Consider the following 24,726-nt stretch of genomic DNA (forward strand, 5'->3'; position numbering starts at 1 on the left):
CTCTGGGGTCTCGTCATCATTCCGGTTTGCGGCTGGCAGCAGGAGCGGGGCGGGGCCCGGTACGGTCAGTCCTCGGGCTGCGTCCATTCGCAGGTCCCTTGGCCGTATGCCGCGCCGGCTTCGTGAACGCCATGCGCAGATCGTCGAGCATGGTGGCGAAGTCGCGCGAGAGCGCGCCGCTTCGTCCGACCAGGACATAATCATGATGGGGCTGCATCGACACCGGATCGAGCCGCTTCACCAGTTCGCGAAGCCGGCGCCGGATACGATTGCGCGCGGGGGCGTTGCCGTTCTTTTTGGTAACGGTGAAGCCGATCCGGATCGGGCCGCCGTCATCGCGGGGGCGGCTTTGCAGGACGAACGCGGGACTGTTCACCCGCGCGCCATTGGCAACGGCGAGGAAATCCGCCCGCTGCCTCAGCCGATCCATGATGAAATCCCGGAAAAGGGGGTCCGGCTCAGGCGCTCAGACGCTTGCGGCCGCGAGCGCGGCGGGCGGCGAGAACCTTGCGGCCGCCGGCAGTGGCGAGACGGGCACGGAAGCCGTGACGGCGCTTGCGCACCAGTTTGCTGGGTTGATAAGTCCGCTTCACGGGTTTTTCTCCGCTGACCGGGCAATTTGCCTGTAGAATTGATGGTAAAGTCCCGAAGATGCGGCCCAAAACGGGCCGTTTCCGGCCCCAAGAGAGCCGCTCCCGGTGTCGCACCGGGTCATCGCGGACAATTTGGCCGGCTTATAAGCGAGCGCCTTGTTTTCGTCAACGCCGCACAAGCGCACGATTCCGGTGAATATCGCTGTTTGTGCGGGGTTTTTAACCCTTGAGGTGGCGACTCGCGATATCAGCGCTTACATCCCACCTCGGCAGATTAGCGATCCGTAATTTGACCGGACCGAGGTCGGGCCGCATCTTCATACTGCCAATCCTTCATCCGCCAAAGGCGAGGGCGACTTTCGTGGCAACGACAGACCTCCAGCCGGTCCAGGATCAGGATCAGCCGGACCCGCCGGCGATGCGCCCCCGTGGGACGCGCGGGCTCGGGCTGTCAGGCAAGCTGTTGCTGCTCACCGTCCCCCTGGTGATGATCGCGGCCGTGCTGCTCTATGTGCCCGCCATTGCCAACTTCTGGGTCAACCGGCTGAACGACCGCGTCGCCGCCGCCAACACGGCGGCGCTGGTGCTGGATGCGGCGCCGCTCGGCATGGTTCCCGATTCGCTGTCGCGCCAGATCCTGAAAAGCATCAATGCCCGCGCCGTCGCCATCAAGATGGGCCAGCAGCGCCGATTGCTCGCCAGCGACAACATTCCGGCCGCCATCGAGCATGACATCGACCTGCGCGACATGACGGCCTGGGACGCGATCACCGGCTCGTTCCGGATGATGCTGGAGACCGGCAATCAGGCCATCCGCATCGTCGGCCCCGGCGTCGGCACGGCCCAGTTCATCGAGATCGTGACCGACGAATTGCCGCTGCGGCAGCAGATGTACCGGTTCTCCCGCAACGTCGTGGTGGTCGCCCTGATCATCGCCGCGCTGACCGCGGGCCTCGTCTATCTGGCGCTTCATTATCTCTTCGTCCGCCCGATGCGGCGGCTGACCGCGAGCCTGGTCGGCTTCCACGAGAACCCCGAAAGCTCGGCGGGGATCATCGTGCCGAGCCAGCGCAGCGACGAGATCGGGGTCGCCGAGCGCGAATTGTCGGACATGCAGCGCGACCTGATGTCGATGCTGCATCAGAAGAGCCGGCTCGCCGCCCTTGGCCTGGCCGTGTCCAAGATCAACCACGATCTGCGCAATCTGCTGGCCTCGGCCCAGCTGCTGTCGGACCAGCTCGCCAGCGTGCCGGATCCGCGGGTGCAGCGCTTTGCCCCAAAGCTGGTGCGCTCGCTCGAGCGCGCCATCGCCTTCTGCCAGTCGACGCTGTCCTACGGCCGCGCCCAGGAGGCCGCACCGGACCGCCGCATGATCCTGATCGAACCTGTCGTGCTGGAGGTGCGCGAGACCGCGGGCCTCGCCTCAGACGCCTCGATCGCCTGGGTCGCCGCGATCGATCGCGGGCTTGCGGTCGATGCCGATCCCGATCAGCTGTTCCGGGTGCTGCTCAACCTCGTCCGCAACGCCGCCCAGGCGCTGGAAAGTCACGCCTCCGGCGAGGGCGGGGTGCAGCAGATCCGGATCACGGGAAAACGCGAGGGCGCTGTCGCAATTCTCGAGGTTTCCGACACCGGCCCCGGTGTCCCCCAGAAGACCCGGGAGCACCTGTTCGAGGCGTTCCAGACGTCCGGCCGCCCCGGCGGCAGCGGCCTTGGCCTCGCCATCGCCGCCGAGCTGGTCCGCGCCCATGGCGGCGACATCCACCTGGTCGAAGGCACCATCGGCGCCACTTTCCGTATCGTCATCCCCGACCGCCCCGTCGAGCTCCTCTCCATCCGCAACGAGCGGCAGAGGGCGTAAGTCGGCCAAAGGCCGAGTTCTTCCGTCATTGCAGGGTCTGGAGCACTCATCTATCCGTCATTCTGGGGCGCGACGAAGTCGCGAGCCCGGAAATCCATAGCCACCAGCCGGGGTTATGGATTCCGGGCCTGGCCCATGGGGCCATCCCGGAATGACACCGACCCCCGTCATTTCCTTGCAAAATCTCCCCATCCCGGACCTTGCCAACCGCGGCAAGAGCGGTTAGTCAGAGCGCTCTTTCGCACCCCTCCGGCGCTGTCCGGAGGCTGCCTGCGGGCTTAGGTCCGCACTGTTCGCGAAAAACGCGCCCGTAGCTCAGCTGGATAGAGCATCAGACTACGAATCTGAGGGTCGGACGTTCGAATCGTTCCGGGCGCGCCATTCTTCGCCGAAAGGTCAGGACCTAGCAGCATCTGGTCGCCAGACGGGCCCGAGACCGGATGGCGACGCCGTGTGAGGAGCGGAATGAAGATATCGCAGGCGTTCAAGTTCGAGGCGGCGCATCGGCTGCCGAACGTGCCCGAGACCCATCGATGCCGCCGGCTGCATGGTCATTCCTACCGGGTCGAGGTCCAGCTGGACGGGCCGGTCGATCCGCACACCGGCTTCGTCGCGGATTTCTTCGACATCGAAAAATGCTTCGCCGACATCCTGGGCGCGCTGGATCACCACTGCCTGAACGAGGTCAAAGGCCTCGAGAACCCCACCGCCGAGAATATTGCGATCTGGACCTGGGACCGGTTGAAGCCGAGCCTTCGACAGCTGTCGGCGGTCCGGGTCTATGAAACGGCGGATTGCTGGGCCGAATATAACGGGCAGTGACGACGGCCCTGCGCTGACTTGGCCGGGCCATCCGCTCGATAGAGCATCAGGCGACGGATCTGAGGGGCGGACGTTCGAATTGTTCCGGGCGCGCCGTTTCGGTAGTAAGTACGTCCCATGCGTACCATCGATCGTCTGTTCTCCTGCCTCGTTCTGTTCCTTGCAATCGCAGCCGTCCCGGTGCTTCCCGCGCGCGCGGCCGAAACCTGCCCGTTCATCAGCGCCCAGGATCTCGCCCGTGCGATGCCGGCGCTCAAATGGTCACTGATTTCAAATCAGGACGGCCGCGGCTGCATCTACCAGGCCGGGCGCGGCGACACGATGATGCTCTCCGTGTTCCGCAATCCCGACAAGGACCGCGCCAGGGAATTGTACGCGACCTTCGTCAAGACGCTTGGCGAGCGCATGCCGCTCAACGCAGTCGCGGGGATCGGCGACGAAGGCCAGGGCGGAACGAGCGCGGCCGGCGCCGAGCGCCAGGAAGCCTCGGTCGTCGCCTTGTCAGGCGATTACATTCTGCAGATCACCGTCTATCCGATCGGCCGGCGCGCTGATGAAGCGCTGCTCGGGCCGGTCACCGAAGCCGCGCGCGTGGCCATAGGCAGCGTGAACAAGAGCAGCGAACGGTTCGGCAATTGCGAGTGGCTCACGGCCGCGGATGCCGACGGCTTTCTCGACACGGGCACGCTGACGGTGCAGCGGACCGGCGCGGGCAGCTGCATGATGTTCGATCGCGAGGCCAACACCATGACCGTCGCGGTGATCGCGACCTCGCGCGACACCGCCATCGGCATGATGAAACGCGCAGGCCCCTGCAAGCACACGGCGATACAAGAGCTCGGCAGTGAAGCGTTCGGCGAGTATTCCTGCACCAAGGGCAACGGCAACGCCGTCACCATCTATGTCTGGAAGAACGGCAGGCAGGCTTCGATCCTGTTCGCGCCGGTCAAGCCGCATCCGGAGTCTGGCTCGGTCGAGCGCCTGAAGGCGGTCGCCGGGCGGGTCTATGGGAAATTGTAACGGCGCCGGCCTGCTTCAACCGCCCGCCAGCGCCTCCTTGCACTTGGCCGCGAAGGCGTTGAGGTAGGCGCCGATCTCGCTGGCCAGCGCCTCGGACCGATCGACATTCTGCAGGCTCATGTTGAGCGCGTAGACCGGAAGCCCGGCCAGCACGATGGGCGTGGCAACGGCGAGAACGCCGGGTTGCCACGACACCGCGCAATAGCCGTTGCGTTCGACCGAGCGAATCGATGTCCTGACGTCCGCAAGCAGCGCCTTGGCGGCCGCAGTGCTGCGCCGCTTGAACAGTTTCAGCAATCGCTCGCGCTCGGCCTCGGCAATGCCGGCCAGATAAGCGCGACCGAGCGACGTCAACTCCATCGGGACCTGCTGGCCGGCGACCACGTTCCGCAGTGCCGCGCGCGGGCTGTAGCGGATCGACTCCAGATAAACCATCATGGTGCGATCCGCGGTCGCGAGCCCCACGTTGAGCCGGCGCTTGGCCGATTCGGCCCGCATCATCGGTCCGATCGCGTTGAGCACCGGTGATCCCGTCCGCATCGCGTGACCGATGCTGATGACGGATGCGGCAAGCCGGTAGGTCCGCTGGTTACGGACCTCGTCGAGCATCCCGGAATTGACCAGCGTTCGCGTCAGCCGGCTGACCGTCGATCGCGGCAATCCTGTTCGCTCCGAAATCTCGCCGTTGCCAAGCGTGTCGACGCCGGGCCGGAACGACCGGAGGATCTCGATGCCCCGTTCGAGCGAGCGGTTGCCGTCAACCCCGCCCGCATATCTGCGCGCCTGCGCCACATCCAGCCTCCGCCGCGATTTCCACTTAGTGGAATTAAGGGGATGTTTAGGGGTGCGCAAGCCGCTATCAACACGGCGAAGAAGAATGCCCGGCCGCGCTGGGGCTCAACGAGGAAACGGCACGGCCGAAATCGGCTCGACATCCGCAATGCGTCGCGGCGATCGATCCGACTCCAACCAGGGAGCTCGCCATGTCCTATCAGCTCATCGAATTTTCCGTCGAGGCCGGTGTCGCGACGATTGCATTCAACCGGCCGGACCGGCGCAACGCCATGAGCGACGACATGCGCGCCGAGTTCGTCGCTGCGCTCGAAACCGTGGCTCGCGAGAGGGCCATCAAGGCTCTGGTGCTGACGGGGCGCGGCAGTGCGTTCTGCGCCGGCGGCGATATCAGCGGAATGAAGCGCCGGCTCGCGGCGCCGCAGGGCGAAGTTGCATTCAACGGATGGAGCCGTCAGCAGGGCGTGCATCACGTGCAATCGTTCCTGCTCGGGCTGCCGAAGCCGACGATCGCCGCCGTCAACGGCGATGCGGCGGGCCTCGGTGCGGACACCGCGCTGGCCTGCGACTTCGTCATGGGCACGGAGCGATCGAAGTTCACCTGGTCCTACATCAAGCGCGGTTTGATCCCCGACGGCGGCGGCCTGTATTTCCTGCCGCGCCGGGTCGGGCTTCCCAAGGCGAAGGAGCTGATCTTCACCGGACGCGTCGTCGAGGCCGACGAAGCGCTCGCGCTCGGCATCGTCGATCGCAAGGTGACCTCGAGCGAGCTCCTGTCGGCCGCGCAGGCCTGGGCGGTCGAACTGGCTCAGGGCTCTCCCACCGCGTTGGCGTTGGGCAAGAAGATCCTGAACGAGACGTTCGAGCATTCTGCGCACGACATTTTCAGTCTCGGCAGCCAGGCGCAGGCCATCTGCTACACCAGCGCGGAGCATCGCGACGCGGTGACAGCGTTCCTTGCGCAATCCACGTCGAAGGATTGAGCCATGGATGCGATCGAACGCCTGATCCGGCCGCGTAGCGTCGCTGTCATCGGTGCATCGGCGGACCCGAGCAAGACGTCGGGGCGCCCGGTGTCCTATCTCCGGAAGCATGGCTTTGCGGGTGCGATCTATCCCGTCAATCCGAAGGTCGCGGACATCGGCGGTCTGACCTGCTACCCCGACGTCGCCTCTCTGCCCGATGTGCCTGATGTCGGTCTTGTCTTGCTCGGCGCCGAGCGCGCGCACATCGCGGTGCGCGAATTGTCCGAGCGGGGGGCTGCCGCCGCGATCGTTCTCGCCAGCGGTTTCACCGAAGCCGGGGCGGAAGGCGCCGCGCGCCAGCAACAGCTCATGCAAGCCGCCGGCTCCATGCGGATCCTCGGGCCGAACACGATCGGCCTCGTCAACCTCACCGACAATATCGTGCTGTCGGCGTCGGGCGCGCTGGCGATGGATGACTTCCCGGCGGGATCCATCGGGTTGATCTCGCAGAGCGGGGGCATTCTCGGAGCCTTGCTGTCGCGCGCTGCGGCGCGCGGTGTCGGGCTGTCGAAGCTGGTGTCGACCAGCAACGAAGCCGATCTCGAACTCGCTGATTTCATCGACTTTCTTGCCGGCGACAGCGCAACCAGCGTCATTGCGCTTTATGTCGAGGCGATCCGCAATCCATCTCGCTTTCGCGAGTCGGTTCTGAAAGCGCGACGCGCCGGTAAGCCAATCGTCGCTTTCAAGATCGGTCGATCGGAGGCAGGCGCACAAGCGGCCGTCTCGCACACCGGCGCGCTTGCCGGCTCGGACCGCATGTATGACGCCATGTTCAGGCAACTCGGCGTGATCCGCGCCAGGACGTTCGAAGACCTGCTCGATATTCCCGCAGCCCTTGGCGCGGGATGGAAGCTGTCCGGCCGGCGTGTTGCGATCCTCACCTCGACCGGCGGCGCCGGCACGATCGTATCAGACAGTCTCGGCGTCGCCGGCTTTGCAACGCCCGCCCCCGACCCTGAGACTGCCGCGCAATTGCGCGCCCTGCAGTCGGGTCCGCAAGCCAATCTCGATCGCAATCCGATCGATGTGACCCTGGCCGGTCTGCAGCCCGATCTGCTGCGCGCCGCCATCCGCATCCTGCTCGCAAGTCCCTCTTACGATGCGCTGGTCGTCATTGCCGGCTCGTCAGCCGTGGGATCGCCGGGCCTGATGGCCGACGCCATCCACGACTGCCTGCCGCTCAGCGACAAGCCCGTCATTGCCTATGTGAGCCCCTACGCGCCCAAGGTGGTTTCCGTCCTCACCCGCCGAGGCGTCCCGGCCTACACCTCCGCCGAGAGCTGCACGGCTGCGCTCGACGGGCTCTTGCGGGCCGGAGCGCCGGAGCAGGTCCAGACACCCACCTCGCCCCTGACGGCGGCCGATGTCAGCGACTTCCCGGCGGGATCGCTCGACGAAGCACAGGCCAAGGCGCTGTTCGCCCGCTTTGGTGTTCCGGTCGTGGCAGAGAAAGTGGTCGCAACGCCGCGCGAAGCCGAACAGGCGGCGCGCGACCTCGGCGGCCGGGTCGTGCTCAAGATTCTCTCCCGCGAGATCGCGCACAAGAGCGATGTCGGCGGCGTCGCAGTCAACCTGACCGCCGAGACGATCGGCGGCCGCCTGACGGCAATGACGGACGAGGTCGAGGCCAAGGTTGGGACGCGACCGAACCGGTTCCTGGTGCAGGAGATGGTTTCGGGTGGCGTCGAGATCATTCTCGGAATGCATCGCGATCCCCTGGGAACGGCGATCCTTCTCGGAATGGGCGGCGTCACCGCCGAACTGTTCAAGGACACGACGATGCGCCTGCTGCCACCGGATGGCGGCCTCAGCCATGCCGAGGCCCTCGCGATGGCACGCGATCTCGTCACATGGCCGTTGCTGGACGGTTTTCGGGGCCGGCCGAAATGCGATGTCGAAGCGCTCGCGGAAGCGATCGTCGCTTTCTCGCGCCTGGTTGCGCAACTGGGCGATCACCTCGTCGAGGCCGAAATCAATCCGGTCTTCGTGCTGCCGGCGGGCCGGGGCGTGAAGGCGGCAGACGGATTGGTTGTTCTCGATGCCTGAACAAAATCGGATGGAGCTCCAGATGGCCAGTGGCGGAATCATCAATCACGACGGCGCGCGCGGGAACGGCTTCGCCGTGCGGCGCTGGCTGAACCTCGCCATCCTCGCTTGTGCCGTCGTGCTGGCGGTCGCCGGGCTGGGCGCCTCGCCGGCGCGCGCGGAATATCCCGACAAGATCATCAAGATCGTGGTGCCCTTCGCAGCCGGCGGCGGGACCGACATCATCGCGCGAACGACGGCGCAGGAAATCCAGACGGACCTCGGCAAGTCCGTCATCATCGAGAACAAGCCGGGCGCCGGGACCATCATCGGGACCCAGACGGTGGCCACCAGCGAGCCCGACGGCTATTCGCTGCTGATGGCGACCTTCGCGCACGCGGTCAACCCGAGCCTGTACAAGAAGCTGCCGTTCGATCCGCACACGGATTTCGCGGCGGTCTCGCTCATCGCGCGGTCTTTCAATATCGTCGTGGTCAATCCGGCCTCCAAGATCAACTCGATCTCGGATTTGATCGCTGAAGCCAAGGCCAATCCCGGCAAGCTCAATTTCGGAACGTTCGGCACCGGCACCTCGGCTCATCTCGCGGGCGAACTGTTCAATGCGATGGCGAAGGTCAAGATGACCGCTGTGCCCTACAAGGGCGCGGCGCCTGCGATCAGCGATCTCCTAGGGGGACAGATCGACGTGATGTTCACCACGGTGGCCAGCGCGGCCTCGCTGGTGGCTGCAGGTCAGCTCCGGGCGCTGGCTGTCACGTCCGCCGAACGTTCGGCGGCATTTCCGCAATTGCCTGCAGTCGCCGAGGCCGGGGTTCCCGGCTACGCCGCCGAATCCTGGTACGGACTGTACGCTCCGGCCAAGACGCCCGCTCCGGTGATTGCGCGTCTCAATCAGACGATCGCAAAGGCGGTTCAGTCCGGTGCTTTCAAGAAGCTGGAGGCCAACGAAGGCCTCATCATGGTCGGCGGCGCTCCGGAACAGCTCGATCGCTATGTCGGGCAGGAGGAAGAGCGCTGGCGCAAGCTGGTCAAGGACGCCAACATCGAGGTGCAATAGGACAGCAGGAGGGTGCCTGCGCATCGCGAAACATTGCGCAAGCACGCTCCGCTTCTATCTGGCCTCGCTAGAGTGTTCTGCTCGGTCGGATGACAGCCCTCATTCGGAGACGGCCAGAACGGTCAGCCCCCTGGTGCGCTTGTCCGGCGTCTCGAACTCGATCCGCTGCCCCACCGAGAGGCCGATCAGGGCCGCGCCAACAGGCGTCAGGATCGAGACCCGGTTGAGTTCGATGTTCGCCTCGTGCGGATAGACCAGCACGATCTCCCGGCTGGCACCTTTCTCGTCATCGCGATAGGTTACTTTGGAGCCCATCCTGACCACGCCGCGCAAATCGTTCTCTGCGGCGACCGACGCGCGCTCCAGTTCGCGCGCCAGAAACTGCGCGACACGGGGAAACAGATCCATGGTCGAATTCGCCAGCGAGCTCAGACGTCGCGATTCGTCTTCCGTGATCTTGATCGGTGGCAACGCCGGCTGGTCGCGCCAAATCTCGGCTTCGAAGTTGTGCATTTGAAATCTCCTATGCTGCAGTTGGTCCGGGATCGTCATCGCGCGGCTTGCTGCGCCGATGAGCCCGGAAGAGCGGGACGACGTTGGGGCTTGATTGGGTGACGTTCTGAACCCTGACGACGTTCAGGCAGCCGGCGAGGATGTATGGCATTTGGTCGCCGACCTGCAGGCCGATCAAGGCTGCCCCCAATGGTGTCAGGACCGAAATGCGGGCGGGATCCGACCAACACTCCTCGGGCCAGGCCAATTGCACGATGCGACGCGGAACGCCCCAGTTCGTGCAACAGGTGACCCATGATCCCACGGTCACGCGCGAACGGAGATCGTCCCAATCGTTCGGCACAATGTCGGCGCGGTTGATCTCACTTATGAGGAATATCCCGTCCAGGTCGCCTTTTTGGGCGGCAAGGCGGGCAAGCCGTTCGAGTCGCGGATAGTCCGATGCGGTGAGCGCGATTTTTGGAAGAGGCAGCACGGCACACTCCTTCTGCTTCAAGACGACCTCTCAGGGCGAGGTCACGAAAGCTGGAAAAGAGCCCGGACGGCGCAAGCACCGTCCGGCTAACCGCCTGCTTGGAGGCGGCCGGCGTGAAGACCAAAGCGCGCGGTGCGCGCATCTATGTCGACGACATATGCCATGACATCCTGACTATAGTGATTCATTTCACGGCGACCATTGCGGCGAAACCGCACAGTCGCGAGCGATCGTATCTTTGCAACGGCCATAATTCGACGGTGATGTGACCTTCAGTTTTGACAGCCCCGGCTTTCACCGTAGCCCTTGTTCGTCGATCAGGATGCGGTGGATCTCGATGCGCTCCGGCAGCTCGATCAGGAATTCCGCGTCGCGCGCGAGATGATGGACCTTCGTCGGCTCGCCCTTGGTGAAGGCCGTCATGGCCGCGATGTCCGTCCAATAGGAGATGGTCGTGAACCACGTCTCCTCGTCGCGGTCCTCGCGCAATTGCTGCACACCGAGCGCGGTTCCTAGCAGCGGCGGAATGCCCTCGGCTTTGCAGATAAGCCTGGTAGGCATCAGCGACGTCGCGGCGGGTGCGACCGCGCCAGATGCGAGCGATGGTCGGCCTGGTCGGCATGGCGGACTCCCTTTCAGGCGAACGCCGTGCTTCGCAGTCTCGTTCCATGCGTCTTCCTGTCGCTGCCGGCGACAGAACCTGATGTCAGCTGCCGGCGGCCGCCCCTGCAGGAATTCCCTATCATTGATCTGAAGCAATGATGATCTCGACCACCAATGCTAGAACGACTCGCAAGTCGCGACTCAGGGCTCCCCAGCCAGTCGCGGCAATCGCAGCGCGTGTTGGAATCTGAGGGCTCAATGGGACGACTACTGAATATCGTGACGCCGCTGCATACGGCGACGAAGCGCGACTACATGGGCCGCATGAACGACGACAAGATCGGCTGCTCGCTGAAAGCGCGGGAATACGAGGCCGACTATTGGGACGGCGACCGCCGCTTCGGCTATGGCGGCTACCGCTTCATCGAGGGGCGCTGGGCGCCGGTCGCCAAGGCGCTGATCGAGACCTATGGCCTGAAGAACGGCTCCAGCGTGCTCGACGTCGGCTGCGGCAAGGGCTTTCTGCTGTACGAGATGCAGAAGATCCTGCCGGGTTTGAAGGTCGTCGGCTTCGATATCTCCAAGCACGGCCTCGAAAATGCACACGAGCAGGTGAAGCCCTACCTCTTCAACTATCGCGCCCAGGACATCTACCCCTATGGCGACGACAGTTTCGATCTCGTCATCTCGCTTGGCACCCTGCACAATCTTCGGCTGTACGAGCTCGAAGCGGCGCTCAAGGAGGTCGAGCGGGTCGGCAAGAACAAATACGTCATGGTCGAGGGCTACCGGAACGTCGCCGAATTGCACAACCTCGAATGCTGGGCGCTGACGGCGGAGTCGATCCTGCATACGTCGGAATGGATCTGGCTCTACGGCAAGCTCGGTTACACCGGCGATTACGAATTCATCTATTTCGAGTGATCGGGCGCTCTCATGGACATCAAGACTGCCAAGGCGGCCATTCTCGTCGAATCCGGCAAGCCGCTGATCGTCGACGAGTTCACCTTGCCCGACAGGCTCGAACACGGCCAGGTGCTCGCGCACGTGCACACGTCGAGCATCTGCGGCGCGCAGATCAACGAGATCGACGCCGTCAAAGGCGTCGACAAGTTCCTGCCGCATCTTTTGGGACACGAAGCGCTCGCCACGATCGTCGAAACCGGACCCGGCGTGGTCTCCTGCAAGCAGGGCGACACCGTCGTCATGCATTGGCGGCCCGGCAAGGGCATCCAGTCCAATACGCCGGCCTATTCCTGGCGCGGCAAGCGCCTCAATGCGGGCTGGGTCACCACCTTCAATGAATATGCCGTGGTCTCGGAGAACCGTGTCACGCCCGTTCCCGCCTCGATCGACCGCACCAGCGCGCCGCTGCTCGGCTGCGCGGTGACGACCGCACTCGGCGTCGTCAACAACGACGCGCAGATCGCCATCGGCGAAGCCGTCGTCGTGTTCGGCGTCGGCGGCGTCGGGTTGAACATCGTGCAATTCGCCGCGATGGTCGGCGCCTATCCGGTCATTGCGATCGACCGCCTCGACAACAAGCTGGCGATGGCGAAGGATTTCGGCGCCACCCACACCATCAACTCCGAAGCGGTCAAGGATGTCGCTGCCGCGGTTCGCGCCATCACCGGTTCGGACGGGCCCGACAAGGTGGTAGAGACGACGGGCGTCAAGAATCTGATCGAGCTCGCCTACGAGATCACGGCCAAGAAAGGCCGTTGTATCCTGGTCGGCGTTCCCCGCGAGAAGGCCGAGATCTACACGCTGCCGTTACATTTCGAGAAGGTGCTGAAGGGCTCGGAAGGCGGGCAGTGCCAGCCCGCGCGCGACATCCCGCGTCTCGTTCGCCTGAGCGACGCCGGCAAGGTGAGCTACCGCGGGATCGTGACCCACGAGTTCGCGCTCGACGACGTCAACGACGCGCTGGATTTGATGCGCAGCGGCACATCGGGGCGGATCCTGCTGAACATCAGCTGAGCGCGGCGGCGACGACGCCGACAACATGCCGACGCTGGCGCTGCAGCAGCCAGGCTGCGATCGCCATGTTCACGATGTTCCAGGCGATGCCATTGACCAGCGCCGAAGCGTAGGAGCCGGTCCAGTCGTAGGTCGCCCCGGCCATCCAGGCCCCCAGCGCCATGCCGGCGAGCGTGACCGAGATGGCGAGGCTGACGCGGAAGCCGGCTTCCCGCGCCGGGAACAGCTCGCGGACGATCACCGCATAGCTCGGCACGATGCCGCCCTGCGCCAGGCCGAAAATGGCGGATACGACGTAGAGTGAGACCAGCCCGTTGAACGGCAGATAGAGCGCGAGTGCCATGGCCTGCATCGCCGAGCCCAGCAGCAAGGTCGGCAGGCCGCCGATGCGGTTCAACAGCCAGCCGAAAACAAAGCGGCTCGCCACGCTGAAGCCGAGCATGACCGCCAGCATTTCGGCGCCGCGCGCAGAGCCGTAGCCGAGGTCGCCGCAATAGGCGACCAGATGGACCTGCGGCATCGCCATGGCGACGCAGCAGCAGATGCCGGCTAACGCCAGCAGGCCCTGGGTGACGGAAGGGGGCAGGCCGATGGTCTGCATCGTGCTGCCGCTGCCCGCCGCTTCGCGTGCGGCCATGCGGACGACGGGTCGCCGCAGCAAAACCAGTGACAGCGGCAGCATGGTCGCCAGGCAGAACAGGCCGATGCCGATATGGGTCTGCCGCCAGCCATACGCGGCGATGGCGTGCTGGACGATCGGTGGCCAGACCACGCCGGCCAGAGAGCTGCCGGCCATCGCCAGGGAAATGGCAAGGCCGCGGTGCTTGTCGAACCACAGCGAGACGTCGGCGACCAAAGGCGCGAAGCTGGCCGCGCCGCCGAGGCCGATCGTGAGACCTGAGATCAGCGCGAACACGAACAGGCTTGGCGCGAAGGCGGTGAGGACGTAGCCGAGACTCATCAGGACCGTGCCCCCGGCCAGCGGCGGCAGGATGCCGAAGCGATCTGTCAGGCGGCCGATGACGATGCCGCCGATCATGAAGCCGATGATGGCGAGCGTGTAGGGCAGCGTTGCCTCGGCGCGGGGCGCGTTGAAATCGGCCTGCACCGCCGGCAATGCCACGACCAGCGACCACATGCCGACGCAGCCGAGGGTGGTGAGTGCCATGGAGACGGTGAGGCGAATCCAGGAATAGAAGTTTTCGATCGACGGCGTTTCGGGTGGCACTGCGACAGGTTTCCTCGGGCTGGGCTAGGATCGGCCCTGGGGTATCGCTCGCCGTCAGCGGCGACAAAGCAGGATTTCTCTTTTGTCGAGCGAGCGAAACTCATGCATCCTGCCGGCTTCCCGCATCGCCCGGAGCCGGCCATGACGTATCTGCTGCCGCCACTCAATGCCCTGCGCGCCTTCGAGGCCGCCGCCCGCCATCTCAGCTTCAAGCAGGCCGCTCACGAGCTGCACGTCACGGCCGGTGCCGTCAGCCAGCAAGTCCGCCTCTTGGAGGAGCGGCTGGGGGTGCAGCTGTTCGAGCGACGGACACGGCAGATCATTCTGACCGCTGCCGGCGAAACCTATCTGGCGCGGGTCCGGGAGGCGTTTCGCTGTCTTGCCGAGGCCACCGCCGAGCTCAAGCCCGAGGGCGTCACAAGCCTGCTGCATATCGGCCTCCACGCCAGTTTTGCGATCGATGCGTTGCGGGCGCGCCTGGCGCAGTTCCGCCGGGCCGAGCCCCAGCTCGCCATTCGCATCAGCCAGCCGGCGGGGCTGCACGAGCTGCTCGAAGGCAAGGTCGACGTCGTGATTGCGGACAGGGTGCAGCGCTGTCCCGGCTACAGGTGCGAGCCCCTGCAGAGCGGCTTCCTGATCGGGCCGCTTGGCACTGCCGATTGTCCGGAGATCGAAACCTTGCGGTCCTGCCTGCTTGGCGATGTCGAGCGCGCGCGGCCGGCCGCGCCGAGGGCGCCGCTGGCTGCCAGTGCGGCAGGCCCGGCACGCAGACCATCCAAGCCGTTCTTTTCCGCCTGAACGGGCCGGTTCGCAGGCATTTGCCATGACGGCTTCGCGCGCCGGCCGTAACCGCCGGTTAACCATGGATATTTACGGTGTCGAAAGCCTCTGAACTGTGACTGTCAGTTGATTTCGAGTCGAGCCCATGGCGTTCGGTAGCCGCGCAACTCCGCGAAGCATCGCCCCGACGGAGCCTGCGGCTTCGTGGGAAGCGCCGCGGGCTGCGCGGATGAAACCTGACGGCGCCGCGCCGGCGCTGATCAAGGGATCGCTGACCGTCACCGGTGTGCTGTCTTTCCTGCGCGAGAACGGCCGGCGCATTCTGACGCTGGCGATGGCGCTGTTCGCCCTCGGCGTCGTCGTTCTGATGATTCTGCCGGTCCGGTACGCCGCGACCGCCCTGGTCGTGCTCGATCCCCGGGAGCTGCGCGTGACCTCGGATCAGGAGGTGCTGCCGGGCATCGGCCAGGACGCCGCGGCGCTTCAGAGCCAGATCGAGATCGCCAAATCGGACGGCTTTCTCCGCCCCCTGATCGAGCAGCTCAAGATCGCCGATGACGATGACATCGCGGGCGGTCATACCGACATGACGCGCCTGCTCGAGAAATTCCGTAACCGCCTCGAGATCACGCGGCGCGGGCTCACTTACGTCATTGCCATTTCCTTCACCTCGAACCGCCCCGAGCGGGCCGCCTACTACGCCAACGCCATCGCCGCGGCGTTCGTTGCCAGTCAGGGCCGCGTCCGCACCGAGGCCACGGACGAGGCGGCCGATTGGCTCAAGGACCGGCTGAAGACGCTGAACGAGCGGCTGCGCGCATCGGAAGACGCCGTCGCCGCCTTCAGGCTCGAGCACAAGATCCTCAATGCCGGCAAGGATTCAACCACGCAGCAATTGCGGGTGACCGATCTCAATCAGCAGGTCTCCGCCGCCCGTCTTCGCACCGAGGAAGCCAAGGCGCGCTACGAGCAGGTGCAACGCGATCTCAAGGCCAATGTCGAAGGTCCCGTGAAGCAGGACCTGCTGAGCATGCTGCGCGCGCAGCGCTCGACGCTGAACGACCAGATCGCGCAGAAGAAGGCGGTGTACGGCGACCGCCATCCCGACCTTGCGATCTCCTATAGCCAGCTGGCCGATATCAACCGGCAGATCGAGGTCGAGCGGAAAAAGAACATCGAGACCGCCAAGTCCGAATATGAGGCTCAGCTGGAGCAGCAGAACGCGCTGGAAAAGCAGCTCAAGGCGGTCGAGACGCAGATGCTGGTCGACGGCCAGGCGCTGGTGAAGCTGCAGGAGCTGCAGCGGGACGCCGATGCCAACAGGAACATCTACGAGCAGTTCCTGTCGCGGTTCAAGACGACCAATGAGCAGCGTCAGCTGCAAAACTCCCAGACCAAGATCGCTTCGCCCGCCATTCCGCCGTTGCGCTCGACCCGTCCGCCGCTCGCTTTGCTGCTGGCGGCGCTGGGGATCGGCTCGCTGCTGACATCGACCGCCGCCACAGCGGCGATGACGAGCATGTCCGGCGGGCCTGGGCCTGCCGAGGCCGCCGTGCATGCGGGGGCGCAGGACACGCAAGTCCAGCAGCAAGCCCAAACTCAAGTCCAGCCTTCCGCCGCTGCCGCGCCCCGGCCCGAGGCGATGCCGCGCCTTCCCGTCTGGGCCCGCATTCCTGATCTGGCGTCCGGGACTGCGACCAACACCGTCTGGCAAAGACCGATCGCCGCCTCGGTCGAGCTCGATCTCGGCGCCTATCTGCGGCCGCTGCTCGAGCGGATCGATCGCGTGCCGGTGCGCGGTTGCAGGGTCGCCCTCGTGCTGTCGGTCGGCAAGAGTGCTGGCGGCAACACCGTTGCGCGCTCGCTCAATCGCGCCGCCGTGAACCGCGGCATGATGAGCGTATTGATCCGGCTGCAGCCGGAATTCGCAGGTCACCAGCCGCCGGTGACCGAATGGAACGACGGCTCGACCACGGCGGGACTTCAGTCGATCGACGAGCTTCTCAGTGCCGGCCGAAAGGCAGATGCGAGGCCCGAGGACGATATTCGTTCGGAGTTCGATCTGATCATCGTCCATGCCGGCAATCTCGCCTTGCAGCCCGACGCCATCGCGCTGGCGGCGCATGCGGACCTGATCGTCCTCGTGGCGCGCGCCGGCGAGCTCGGTTCGGCGGCGATGCGCCGGGTGACCGCGGCGCTGTTGCGGTATGAGGCCGTGTCGACCGGTCTGGTCGTCAATCACGCGCCTGCGGGTTCGACGGCGCCGCACCCCGAGGGCGGCGCATTGGGTCTTGCGGTTTGACGATGAAAGCGTCGCGCCGTCGTTGGCTGACTGCTGCGATGCTGCTGTCGATCTCATTCGGAGCGCCGGCCTTCGCCGACACTTGCGTGCCCGTGCCGCAGACGGTCGCGCCGGCGAGGCTCGCCGCATTGTCGCGCGGCTTCAACGCCGACGGCTGGATCAACGGTGAGGTGCCAAGCCGCGAATTGCTGCAGCAATTGCGAAGGGCGGGCATGAGCCATGTCCGGCTGCCGGTGCCGGCCGAGCGCGTGATGCCTCGTTTCGCTGCAAAGGCCGAGCGCGACGAGACGCTGCGTATGCTCGACAAGGCGCTGAAGCAGCTCACCGCACTCGGCTATGCTACGTCAGTCGATCTTCATCCCGGCGAGCGTTTCAATCGCCTGCACAAGCAGGATCCGGACGCGGCCCTGCGCGAGATGCAGGACGCCTGGAGCGGACTTGCAGAGGTCATTCGCTCCTATCCGGCCGACCGCGTCTTCGCAGAGCTGCTCAACGAGCCCGATATCGACGCCGACACATGGCAGAGGCAGGTCGAGGCGCTCGCCGGCCTCGTCCGCAGATTGCTTCCCGCCACCACCCTCATTGTCGGTCCGGTCAACTGGCAGCGTGCGGATTCGCTGCCGCGGTTTCGTCCGCTGGAGGATCCCGACATCGTCTATGCCATCCACTTCTATGATCCCATGGTGTTCACCCATCAGGCTCACTGGGATGCGCAGGATCCGCTGCACGACATCATCGATCTGCCTTATCCGATCAATGCCGGCGATCCCAAAGTGCAGGCGCTGCGCCAGGATCTGCAGGCGAGGGGCGCGACCCAGGCGCTCGGCATGCTCGACGTCGCAATCGCCGCCGCCAAGGACAAGCCGCAGGCCGATCGCTGGCTCGCACCGGCGCTCGCATGGCAGCAGCAATTCAAGCGACCGATCATCGTCAACGAGTTCGGCGTGCTGAAAGCCGGCGCGCCGAGACAAAGCCGGCTGCGCTGGCTGGCGGACGTCACCGCTTATGCCAGGGAGCATTGCTGGGGCTGGACGCATTGGGAGCTGGCGCAGGGCTTTGGCCTCGTCGATCGCAGCACCGGCAGGCCCGATCCCGACGTGATGCGGGCGCTGCTCGGCGCGCGCCCCGGCCCGGCCGGCGCTGACATCGCACCGGTTCGCTATCGTTAAGGAATCCTTTCACATCGCCCCGCTATCGTGCTCGACGCGCGCTGCCAAAGGACGATTGATGGGGGCCGGTGACTTAACCCAGGTTCAGACCGTGCCGGCCGAGCCATCGCCGCCGGCCTGGCGCGAGCTGGTTCCGACACTCTGTATCGCCGTGGCGGCGATCGGCTTTGCTCCGGTCCTGCATTTGGCCTATCCGGCCCTGGCCATCGTGGTCGAGGTCCTCATCGGTATCGCCATCGTGCTGGCGGTCCCGACCTACGCGCCGGCCATCGCCATCTTCGTCCTGTTCTTCCAGAACCTGTTCGTCTCGATCCTGTCGCCGTTGGTCCCGCTGCCGTCCGATCTCGACTTCATCAAGGGCTACAATTTCCTCGTTTGCTCCGTGATGTGGCTGGCGACGTTCGGCCTTTACGTGCTGGGCCAGAGGAATCATTCGGCTGAGGTGAACCAGATCATGCGCTGGGGTGTCGTCACCCTCGCCGTGGTGTCGCTGTATTTCGCGATCGGCTTCATCCAGGACGGACAGCCGGCTGCGGTCTATCTGCGCAATATCGTGCTGCCGCTGTTCCTGTTCCAGCTCTCGCTTCTGACCGCCGCGACCTATGAGGTGCGCATCACGCCGTTCCTGGTGACGCTCGCGGTCATCCTTCTGCTGTGCGGGTATGTCGAACTCGTCTTCCGCGATCTCTGGCTGGCCATCACCAACAGCTATACGTTCTGGGGGTTCGACGAGCTCAAGGCGACCCATTCGGGTGTCTGGGAAGCCCAGATGCGGGCCACCGGCAACGTGCCCGTCGACCTCAAGGACCGCTTCAGCTTCGATTTTCTGAACACGCCCTTGCTCGAAGGGTTCGGCCTGTCGAAGATGCTGCGCATCAACGGTCCGAACATGCACCCGATCAGCTTCGCTTACGGCGTCGGCTTTCTCGCCCTGTTCCTGTTCTCGGTGGGACGGCCGCTGCTGGCCCTCGCAGCATTGCCGCTGCTGATCTTTTGCAGCGTGAAGGGCGCGCTCATCGTGGTGATCTTCGTGGTCGCGGCCTGGATCGCGACCCGTCTGATCGGCGCCGTGGTGACGTTGTTGCTTGGCCTCCTCGGCATGGCCGCCTTCGCGGTTCTGGCGATCCGCCTCGGGCTGCAGATCGGCGACTATCACGTCATTGGACTGATGGGTGGTCTGGATGGATTCGTGCAGAGACCTTTCGGCCGGGGCCTCGGCATTGGTGGCAATTTGTCGGAGAGCTACTTTTCCATCGACTGGAGTGCCGCACAGGCCGCCGGGACGATCGACGGCGCGGTCGAGAGCGCGATCGGCGTGCTGTTGTACCAGATGGGCGTTGGCGCCTTCGTGCTGCTGGCCTTCTATTTCGCGATGGCGCTTAGGGCATGGCGCCTCTACGCCTCATCGGGCTATCTGACGCAGGGGCTCGCCGGCTTCGGCGTCATGGTCGTGCTGCTCAACGGATTGTTCCAGGAAGAGGCCTTGTTCGCGCCACTCGCGCTCGGGCTCATGCTCTCGCTCACGGGCCTCGTCATCGGCAGCCATGTGAGAATGCAGGCCGTCGCCGCGAGGATGCGGCAGTCGAGCAGCTCACCGGCTACCAGTCCGTGGCGTAGCTCAGCGTCAGGCGCGCACACCTGAACGCTCCGACGCAGGAACTTCCACTTTTTCCCGGCGTTGGTCTCGCGGGTCGCACAAACGGCCGGCTCCGCACGATGAAGAACTTCTCAAACGCTGAATTTTCACCCGAGGTGATCGCGATCATGACGGGCGCCCTGGAAGCCGCGGTTGCGAGCCTGCCGGAGCCCGTGCAAGCTTCGCACGTCAACATGCTCGCCGAATCCATCCTGCGCACGGCCGCCGCGGGCGAGCGCAACGTCGCCAACCTGCAAAGGATCGCCTTGATGGAGCTGCAACTGGTGCCGCGCGAGTGATGAGGTGGACATGAAGACGACATTCGCAGCTGTCGCAGCGCTCCTTGCCACGCTGTCTGCCGCCCAGGCAGAGAGCTGGACGGCCTACCGCATCGCCGAGTCCGGAACATCGGTGGACATTCCCGTTTCGCTCTTCACGGAGTTGGCAGGCAAGCCCGACGGCTTCGGCCAGCAATTTCGCACCTCCGACGGCAGAGCTGATCTCACCGTACAGGCCGTTTCCAACAGCCAGGGTCTTTCGCCGGCTGCATTCCTGGCCACGAAGAGTGCGCCGTCCGGCATCATCTACAAGCGTGTCGCCCCGAATTTCTTCGTCGTCTCCAGCATCAAGCGCGACAAGATCTGGTACGACCGCTGCAACTTTTCGCGCGGCTATGTGCACTGCGTGCTGATCAATTATCCCGCGGCCGAAAAGCGGCAATGGGACCGCGTTGTCACGCGGATCAGCCACAGCCTCAGCGGCGGTTGAACTCATCTGGAAAAGAGCTGCCCGAAACGAGCTCGTGCCCAAGTCACGAGGCGCCAGCTTGACGCGCTCTGATCGGCCCGGCTCTTGTGAATCGTCCTGATGGTTAGACTGCCGCCCGACTCACCGCCACCCCAGCGCCGGTGCGACATGTTTCAGGATCGCCTCGATCGCATGCGCGCAGTAATCGACCCCTAACTGGTTCGGGATCGTCAACAGCAGCGTGTCTGCCTCCGCGATCGCCTCGTCCTGGCGCAGCTGCTCGATCAGCGCATCGGGCTCGGCAGCATAACTCCGGCCGAAGATCGCCCGGGTCTGCGGGTCGATGAAGCCGATCTGGTCCTCGCCTTCGCCGCCCCGGCCAAAATAGGCACGATCGCGATCGTCCATCAGCGCAAAGATGCTGCGGCTGACGGAGACGCGGGGCTCACGGGTGTGGCCGGCCTCCTTCCACGCCGCGCGATAGGCGCGAATCTGCGCGGCCTGCTGCACGTGAAAGGCCTCGCCGGTCTCGTCGTTCTTCAGCGTCGAGCTCTGCAGATTCATGCCGAGCTTCGCCGCCCACACCGCGGTGGCGTTGGAGCCGGCGCCCCACCAGATCCGCTCGCGCAGGCCTTGCGCATGCGGCTCGATCCGCAAGAGCCCCGGCGGGTTGGGAAACATCGGCTGCGGATTGGGCTCGGCAAAGCCTTCACCACGGAGCAGGTCGAGAAAGACTTCCGCGTGGCGCCGGCCCATGTCGGCATCGCTCTGGCCGTCAGCGGGCCGATAGCCGAAGTAGCGCCATCCGTCGATCACCTGCTCGGGCGAGCCGCGGCTGATGCCGAGCTGCAGCCGGCCGCCGGCGATGAGATCGGCGCTGCCTGCGTCCTCCACCATGTAGAGCGGGTTCTCATAGCGCATGTCGATCACGGCCGTGCCGATCTCGATCCTGCTCGTCCTGGCGCCGACCGCCGCGAGCAGCGGAAAGGGCGAGGCGAGCTGGCGCGCGAAATGATGCACCCGGAAATAGGCGCCGTCCGCGCCCAGTTGCTCGGCCGCGACCGCAAGCTCGATCGATTGCAGCAGCGTGTCTGCGGCCGAGCGGGTCTGCGATTGCGACGAGGGGGTCCAGTGTCCGAAGGAGAGAAAGCCGATTTTCTTCATGAGGGCTAGGTATGCATGACCGGAAGAATTTGCGAGACGTTGGCCCGAGGGAAAAATGGCGGCGAGGCGTGTGGCCGTAAGTGCTGGGAGGAAGCAGGCCCGGGTTCGCACCACGACGTCAGGTCGTTCGACTTTGATCTGACGTGCCCGGAAGCGGCCTCAGATTTCGCAACCGGTCAAATTCAATGCCTTGAGTAGGCCACCGAACGCCTTCAGTCGACAGGGCTCGGTCTCGCTGGCGGCCTTTGCACGCTGAGCATTGGCAGCTCGCTTGGCAACAATTGCCTTTGGCTTCGGCTTGGGACGTTCGGCGGTCGCGATCGTCTTCGCATCGCGCCGATGACGGACGATCGGTTTCGGCGCGGTCGAATCGACTTGGATGTCTTGCGGAGCAACGGGGTTCTCGACCGGAGCAATTTGTGTCGGCATCGCGCTGCTCACAGCGGCAACCTCGAGGCGATCGGCCTTCGGCAACGCGTCAGGTGACGCAGAGACGGTTGCGCTCTGCTCGGCAAGGGGCGGGGCGATCGCGACGGCGCGACGCGGTGGAGCGCTCAGCTCCATTGCCGACAGCACCCCTGCACTCAACAGGATGAGGAGGCCCAACAACGCCATTTTCAGCATAAAGCGCCTCTAACCCGGGGTTAGTGCCGCTGAAAATTCTCCGCTGCAATAAGGCAACTTGTCGGCGATTGCCGACCTCGGGCGAATCATTTGCCGACAGCGTTAACGGCGATGCTTCTGCAGACCATCGTCGTAAGCGGTCCTTCGCCACGCCCTTGAAAGGCGCCCGGGAGCATCTAGATAACATCCAGAGACCATCCAGAGGGATGGTAATAATGGATGTACCCATGGCCGATAATGTGCGCGAGCTGCGACCCAAGGCCCCCGACACCGAGAAGATCACGATCAACCTTGGCTATGTCGACCTCGGTCATGTCGATCTCATGGTGCAGGAAGGGTTCTATTCGAACCGGACCGATTTTATCCGGACAGCAATCCGGAACCAGCTCGAGCGCCACGTAGAGGTCGTCAGACAATCCACGGCCCGGAAGAACCTGGACCTCGGGCTGCGCAACTACACTCGCGAGGATCTCGAAGCGGCGCGGCGCGCCGGCGAAATGCTGCAGATCAATGTTTTGGGCTTAGCCACCATCGCCCAGGACGTCACTCCCGAGTTGGCTCGCGCCACAATCGCGTCGGTCTCGGTGCTGGGGGCCCTTCACGCCACTCCCGCGGTCAAGGCCGCTCTCGCCGACAGAACGAGGTGAACGATGCTGAATCCAGTCATAATCCGCGAAGCAACCCGCCTCACGCGTGCCGGCCAACTGGTCGAGGCCACCGCGCTCCTGCAGCGCATGCTCCACGGCGGTAGCGCTCCAAAACCAGAGCATCGCAACGCCGCTCAGGCTCGGCTCCTGGGGCTCGATCCGCTTACCATCGACGCTACGGCCGACGTCGTCGAGGAGCGGGAAGCTCCGCAGATCTCGCCGGCCCGCTCTGATCAGCGACGCAGGCGCTCCTCACCGCTCGACGGCATGCGGGATTTTTCCGGGCTCGGCCTGCGAAGTCCGATCGCACGCGCTCCTCTGTCCCCGTCGGACATGGTGCCCGAGGGCACACGGTTTATCGCCGGTACCTTCAGTAACGCCGCGGGAAGCCGGACCTACAAGCTGTTCATCCCAAGCCGCTGTGAGGGACGACGGCTTCCGCTGATCGTCATGCTTCATGGATGCACCCAGTCGCCCGACGATTTCGCGGCCGGCACCCGGATGAACTTCCTGGCGGAAGAGCAGAATTGCTTCGTGGTCTATCCTGAGCAACCGAACGGAGCCAACCCATCGAAGTGCTGGAACTGGTTTCGCACGGGCGACCAGCGCCGCGGCGGGGGCGAGCCCTCGATGATCGCGGGCATTACCCGCCAGATCATGCGCGACCATGCGATCGATCCGAAGCGCGTATATGTCGCGGGTCTGTCGGCCGGCGGGGCCGCCGCCGCCATCATGGGCGCAACGTATAGCGACCTGTACGCGGCGGTCGGTATTCATTCAGGCCTCGCGTGCGGAGCCGCGAACGATCTTCCCTCCGCGTTCGTCGCCATGCGGCAGGGAGGCGGCTCCAAGGCAATTGCGGACGGCAAAACTTCTATGCCGACCATCGTTTTCCATGGCGATCGCGACACTACGGTGCATCCAAAGAATGGCGATCAGATAATCGAGCAGTCCACCAGGGCAACGAGGCCGACGACGAAGGTACTTCGCGGACGCGTACCCCACGGCCATGCCTATACTCGCACCGTCCTGATCGACGGGGCCGGTCGGGCGATCTCCGAACACTGGAACATCGATGGCGCTGGACACGCGTGGTCAGGCGGCAGTCCCGCCGGGACCTACACTGATCCGCAAGGGCCGGATGCGACGAGGGAAATGCTGCGCTTCTTCCTCGAGCATTCGCTCGGTGGGTAATCTGGCTTCACCGCCCGATCCGAAGCTACCGGCACCGACAATGTCCTCCTGACGATAGGGCTGCTGCAACATCAGGGGGTACCGGGCGGGGCGCGACGGGCGAGAAATCGGTCTCAAAGATCACCGGGAGTTTGGGATCATCCTCCCGGCAACGTTCGGCGATCTGCCATCCGTCAATGCCCCGTTTAGCTTGAGGTCCGTGATGAGACGTCGGCGACTCGCCGCGCGCACCATGCCCTCGCCGTCAGTCACACGGATGACGTCGTGCCCTTCCTCTCGCCTTCACCACGAACTGCTAGTGACCAGAGCATTCAAATTGCTCCAGCGATGCGGTCTATCAAGGGCCGATGCTGACCTCCGAAGGCTCGCTTCGAGGAAGTCTCGCGATCAAGGCATGACTGCTTGCGTAGTTGCCGCAACTTAAAGCGGTCTTTGGAGAGCACAA

General features: G+C 64.7%; 24 protein-coding genes, 1 tRNA gene and 1 pseudogene. 17 read left to right on the forward strand and 9 right to left on the reverse strand.

The window, feature by feature from the left end:
* Positions 1-16 precede the first annotated feature (16 nt).
* The gene (gene rnpA, locus GDN70_RS06005; protein ID WP_028140828.1) at positions 17-430 is read right to left on the reverse strand and encodes a ribonuclease P protein component; all 414 of its coding nucleotides are present in this window, start codon (positions 428-430) and stop codon (positions 17-19) included.
* A gap of 28 nt (positions 431-458) precedes the next feature.
* Complete coding sequence (gene rpmH, locus GDN70_RS06010) at positions 459-593, reverse strand: 50S ribosomal protein L34 (RefSeq protein ID WP_008542748.1); 135 nt, start codon at positions 591-593, stop codon at positions 459-461.
* Positions 594-954: 361 nt separating this feature from the next.
* Between rpmH and GDN70_RS06015 the strand changes: the two genes are divergently transcribed.
* From GDN70_RS06015 to GDN70_RS06030, 4 genes are all read left to right on the forward strand, one after another.
* A complete protein-coding gene (locus GDN70_RS06015) occupies positions 955-2,454 on the forward strand; it encodes a HAMP domain-containing sensor histidine kinase (protein ID WP_038947352.1) in 1,500 nt (499 codons plus the stop codon).
* Positions 2,455-2,758: 304 nt separating this feature from the next.
* Positions 2,759-2,835 (forward strand) — tRNA-Arg (locus GDN70_RS06020).
* Between the two features lie 84 nt (positions 2,836-2,919).
* Positions 2,920-3,276, forward strand: a complete 357-nt coding sequence (queD, locus tag GDN70_RS06025; protein ID WP_152102278.1) for a 6-carboxytetrahydropterin synthase QueD — start codon at positions 2,920-2,922, stop codon at positions 3,274-3,276.
* Between the two features lie 117 nt (positions 3,277-3,393).
* A complete protein-coding gene (locus GDN70_RS06030) occupies positions 3,394-4,296 on the forward strand; it encodes a hypothetical protein (RefSeq protein ID WP_152102279.1) in 903 nt (300 codons plus the stop codon).
* A 15-nt stretch (positions 4,297-4,311) separates the two neighbouring features.
* Here the strand turns inward: GDN70_RS06030 and GDN70_RS06035 are convergent, their stop codons facing one another.
* Complete coding sequence (locus tag GDN70_RS06035) at positions 4,312-5,088, reverse strand: IclR family transcriptional regulator (protein WP_038972258.1); 777 nt, start codon at positions 5,086-5,088, stop codon at positions 4,312-4,314.
* Between the two features lie 191 nt (positions 5,089-5,279).
* On the opposite strand from GDN70_RS06035, the gene GDN70_RS06040 reads away from it, so the two are divergent.
* The 3 genes from GDN70_RS06040 to GDN70_RS06050 are packed head-to-tail and all read left to right on the forward strand — an operon-like array spanning position 5,280 to position 9,219.
* Entirely contained in the window at positions 5,280-6,071 is a 792-nt protein-coding gene (locus GDN70_RS06040) for an enoyl-CoA hydratase/isomerase family protein (RefSeq protein ID WP_152102280.1), read from the forward strand.
* Between the two features lie 3 nt (positions 6,072-6,074).
* Positions 6,075-8,162: an acetate--CoA ligase family protein gene (locus tag GDN70_RS06045; RefSeq protein ID WP_152102281.1), complete on the forward strand. Its 2,088-nt coding sequence runs from the start codon at positions 6,075-6,077 to the stop codon at positions 8,160-8,162.
* A gap of 22 nt (positions 8,163-8,184) precedes the next feature.
* The gene (locus tag GDN70_RS06050) at positions 8,185-9,219 is read left to right on the forward strand and encodes a tripartite tricarboxylate transporter substrate binding protein (protein WP_038972267.1); all 1,035 of its coding nucleotides are present in this window, start codon (positions 8,185-8,187) and stop codon (positions 9,217-9,219) included.
* A gap of 99 nt (positions 9,220-9,318) precedes the next feature.
* On the opposite strand, the gene rnk is transcribed toward GDN70_RS06050, so the two are convergent.
* From rnk to GDN70_RS06065, 3 genes and pseudogenes are all read right to left on the reverse strand, one after another.
* Entirely contained in the window at positions 9,319-9,732 is a 414-nt protein-coding gene (rnk, locus tag GDN70_RS06055) for a nucleoside diphosphate kinase regulator (RefSeq protein WP_049801940.1), read from the reverse strand.
* A gap of 10 nt (positions 9,733-9,742) precedes the next feature.
* Complete coding sequence (locus GDN70_RS06060) at positions 9,743-10,228, reverse strand: GreA/GreB family elongation factor (RefSeq protein ID WP_095425077.1); 486 nt, start codon at positions 10,226-10,228, stop codon at positions 9,743-9,745.
* A gap of 273 nt (positions 10,229-10,501) precedes the next feature.
* Positions 10,502-10,829, reverse strand: a pseudogene (locus tag GDN70_RS06065) (hypothetical protein).
* 239 nt (positions 10,830-11,068) lie between these two features.
* On the opposite strand from GDN70_RS06065, the gene GDN70_RS06070 reads away from it, so the two are divergent.
* A complete protein-coding gene (locus GDN70_RS06070) occupies positions 11,069-11,734 on the forward strand; it encodes a class I SAM-dependent methyltransferase (protein ID WP_028140817.1) in 666 nt (221 codons plus the stop codon).
* Between the two features lie 12 nt (positions 11,735-11,746).
* Positions 11,747-12,790, forward strand: coding sequence for a zinc-binding dehydrogenase (locus GDN70_RS06075; RefSeq protein WP_038947359.1), 1,044 nt, complete (start codon positions 11,747-11,749; stop codon positions 12,788-12,790).
* Here the strand turns inward: GDN70_RS06075 and GDN70_RS06080 are convergent.
* Positions 12,783-13,958: an MFS transporter gene (locus GDN70_RS06080; RefSeq protein ID WP_095425093.1), complete on the reverse strand. Its 1,176-nt coding sequence runs from the start codon at positions 13,956-13,958 to the stop codon at positions 12,783-12,785. The genes GDN70_RS06075 and GDN70_RS06080 overlap by 8 nt on opposite strands.
* Before the next feature lie 201 nt (positions 13,959-14,159).
* Between GDN70_RS06080 and GDN70_RS06085 the strand changes: the two genes are divergently transcribed.
* The 6 genes from GDN70_RS06085 (at position 14,160) to GDN70_RS06110 (ending at position 20,673) form a co-directional block, all read left to right on the forward strand.
* Entirely contained in the window at positions 14,160-14,816 is a 657-nt protein-coding gene (locus tag GDN70_RS06085; protein ID WP_028140814.1) for a LysR family transcriptional regulator, read from the forward strand.
* Between the two features lie 127 nt (positions 14,817-14,943).
* The gene (locus GDN70_RS06090) at positions 14,944-17,100 is read left to right on the forward strand and encodes an exopolysaccharide transport family protein (RefSeq protein WP_152102282.1); all 2,157 of its coding nucleotides are present in this window, start codon (positions 14,944-14,946) and stop codon (positions 17,098-17,100) included.
* A gap of 2 nt (positions 17,101-17,102) precedes the next feature.
* Positions 17,103-18,269 carry a glycoside hydrolase family 5 protein gene (locus GDN70_RS06095; RefSeq protein WP_152102283.1) on the forward strand — a complete coding sequence of 389 codons (1,167 nt, stop codon included), beginning with the start codon at positions 17,103-17,105 and terminating at the stop codon, positions 18,267-18,269.
* Between the two features lie 58 nt (positions 18,270-18,327).
* A complete protein-coding gene (locus GDN70_RS06100; protein ID WP_081494346.1) occupies positions 18,328-19,911 on the forward strand; it encodes a hypothetical protein in 1,584 nt (527 codons plus the stop codon).
* Positions 19,912-19,985: 74 nt separating this feature from the next.
* On the forward strand, positions 19,986-20,204 hold the full coding sequence (locus GDN70_RS06105; RefSeq protein WP_028140810.1) for a hypothetical protein: 219 nt from the start codon (positions 19,986-19,988) through the stop codon (positions 20,202-20,204).
* 10 nt (positions 20,205-20,214) lie between these two features.
* Positions 20,215-20,673, forward strand: a complete 459-nt coding sequence (locus GDN70_RS06110; protein ID WP_152102284.1) for a hypothetical protein — start codon at positions 20,215-20,217, stop codon at positions 20,671-20,673.
* Positions 20,674-20,793: 120 nt separating this feature from the next.
* On the opposite strand, the gene GDN70_RS06115 is transcribed toward GDN70_RS06110, so the two are convergent.
* Both GDN70_RS06115 and GDN70_RS06120 read right to left on the reverse strand, forming a co-directional pair.
* Positions 20,794-21,816 (reverse strand): LLM class flavin-dependent oxidoreductase, encoded by a 1,023-nt coding sequence (locus tag GDN70_RS06115; protein ID WP_038972251.1) that lies wholly within the window; start codon positions 21,814-21,816, stop codon positions 20,794-20,796.
* A gap of 159 nt (positions 21,817-21,975) precedes the next feature.
* On the reverse strand, positions 21,976-22,440 hold the full coding sequence (locus GDN70_RS06120) for a hypothetical protein (protein ID WP_038972250.1): 465 nt from the start codon (positions 22,438-22,440) through the stop codon (positions 21,976-21,978).
* A 227-nt stretch (positions 22,441-22,667) separates the two neighbouring features.
* Here GDN70_RS06120 and GDN70_RS06125 point away from each other — a divergent pair, with 227 nt between their 5' ends.
* Both GDN70_RS06125 and GDN70_RS06130 read left to right on the forward strand, forming a co-directional pair.
* Positions 22,668-23,087, forward strand: coding sequence for a CopG family transcriptional regulator (locus tag GDN70_RS06125; protein ID WP_028140806.1), 420 nt, complete (start codon positions 22,668-22,670; stop codon positions 23,085-23,087).
* A 3-nt stretch (positions 23,088-23,090) separates the two neighbouring features.
* Positions 23,091-24,281, forward strand: coding sequence for a PHB depolymerase family esterase (locus GDN70_RS06130; protein ID WP_152102285.1), 1,191 nt, complete (start codon positions 23,091-23,093; stop codon positions 24,279-24,281).
* Positions 24,282-24,726: the final 445 nt, after the last annotated feature.

Source organism: Bradyrhizobium sp. TM102 (genome assembly GCF_009176685.1).
GTDB classification, from domain to species: domain Bacteria; phylum Pseudomonadota; class Alphaproteobacteria; order Rhizobiales; family Xanthobacteraceae; genus Bradyrhizobium; species Bradyrhizobium ottawaense.

Bases quoted from the DNA above. Each gene is read 5' to 3' on its own strand.
- rnpA (WP_028140828.1), bottom strand. From the start codon at position 430: ATGGATCGGCTGAGGCAGCGGGCGGATTTCCTCGCCGTTGCCAATGGC.
- queD (WP_152102278.1), top strand. From the start codon at position 2,920: ATGAAGATATCGCAGGCGTTCAAGTTCGAGGCGGCGCATCGGCTGCCG.
- GDN70_RS06030 (WP_152102279.1), top strand. From the start codon at position 3,394: ATGCGTACCATCGATCGTCTGTTCTCCTGCCTCGTTCTGTTCCTTGCA.
- GDN70_RS06040 (WP_152102280.1), top strand. From the start codon at position 5,280: ATGTCCTATCAGCTCATCGAATTTTCCGTCGAGGCCGGTGTCGCGACG.
- GDN70_RS06045 (WP_152102281.1), top strand. From the start codon at position 6,075: ATGGATGCGATCGAACGCCTGATCCGGCCGCGTAGCGTCGCTGTCATC.
- GDN70_RS06050 (WP_038972267.1), top strand. From the start codon at position 8,185: ATGGCCAGTGGCGGAATCATCAATCACGACGGCGCGCGCGGGAACGGC.
- rnk (WP_049801940.1), bottom strand. From the start codon at position 9,732: ATGCACAACTTCGAAGCCGAGATTTGGCGCGACCAGCCGGCGTTGCCA.
- GDN70_RS06070 (WP_028140817.1), top strand. From the start codon at position 11,069: ATGGGACGACTACTGAATATCGTGACGCCGCTGCATACGGCGACGAAG.
- GDN70_RS06075 (WP_038947359.1), top strand. From the start codon at position 11,747: ATGGACATCAAGACTGCCAAGGCGGCCATTCTCGTCGAATCCGGCAAG.
- GDN70_RS06080 (WP_095425093.1), bottom strand. From the start codon at position 13,958: ATGGCACTCACCACCCTCGGCTGCGTCGGCATGTGGTCGCTGGTCGTG.
- GDN70_RS06085 (WP_028140814.1), top strand. From the start codon at position 14,160: ATGACGTATCTGCTGCCGCCACTCAATGCCCTGCGCGCCTTCGAGGCC.
- GDN70_RS06090 (WP_152102282.1), top strand. From the start codon at position 14,944: ATGGCGTTCGGTAGCCGCGCAACTCCGCGAAGCATCGCCCCGACGGAG.
- GDN70_RS06095 (WP_152102283.1), top strand. From the start codon at position 17,103: ATGAAAGCGTCGCGCCGTCGTTGGCTGACTGCTGCGATGCTGCTGTCG.
- GDN70_RS06100 (WP_081494346.1), top strand. From the start codon at position 18,328: ATGGGGGCCGGTGACTTAACCCAGGTTCAGACCGTGCCGGCCGAGCCA.
- GDN70_RS06105 (WP_028140810.1), top strand. From the start codon at position 19,986: ATGAAGAACTTCTCAAACGCTGAATTTTCACCCGAGGTGATCGCGATC.
- GDN70_RS06110 (WP_152102284.1), top strand. From the start codon at position 20,215: ATGAAGACGACATTCGCAGCTGTCGCAGCGCTCCTTGCCACGCTGTCT.
- GDN70_RS06115 (WP_038972251.1), bottom strand. From the start codon at position 21,816: ATGAAGAAAATCGGCTTTCTCTCCTTCGGACACTGGACCCCCTCGTCG.
- GDN70_RS06120 (WP_038972250.1), bottom strand. From the start codon at position 22,440: ATGCTGAAAATGGCGTTGTTGGGCCTCCTCATCCTGTTGAGTGCAGGG.
- GDN70_RS06125 (WP_028140806.1), top strand. From the start codon at position 22,668: ATGGCCGATAATGTGCGCGAGCTGCGACCCAAGGCCCCCGACACCGAG.
- GDN70_RS06130 (WP_152102285.1), top strand. From the start codon at position 23,091: ATGCTGAATCCAGTCATAATCCGCGAAGCAACCCGCCTCACGCGTGCC.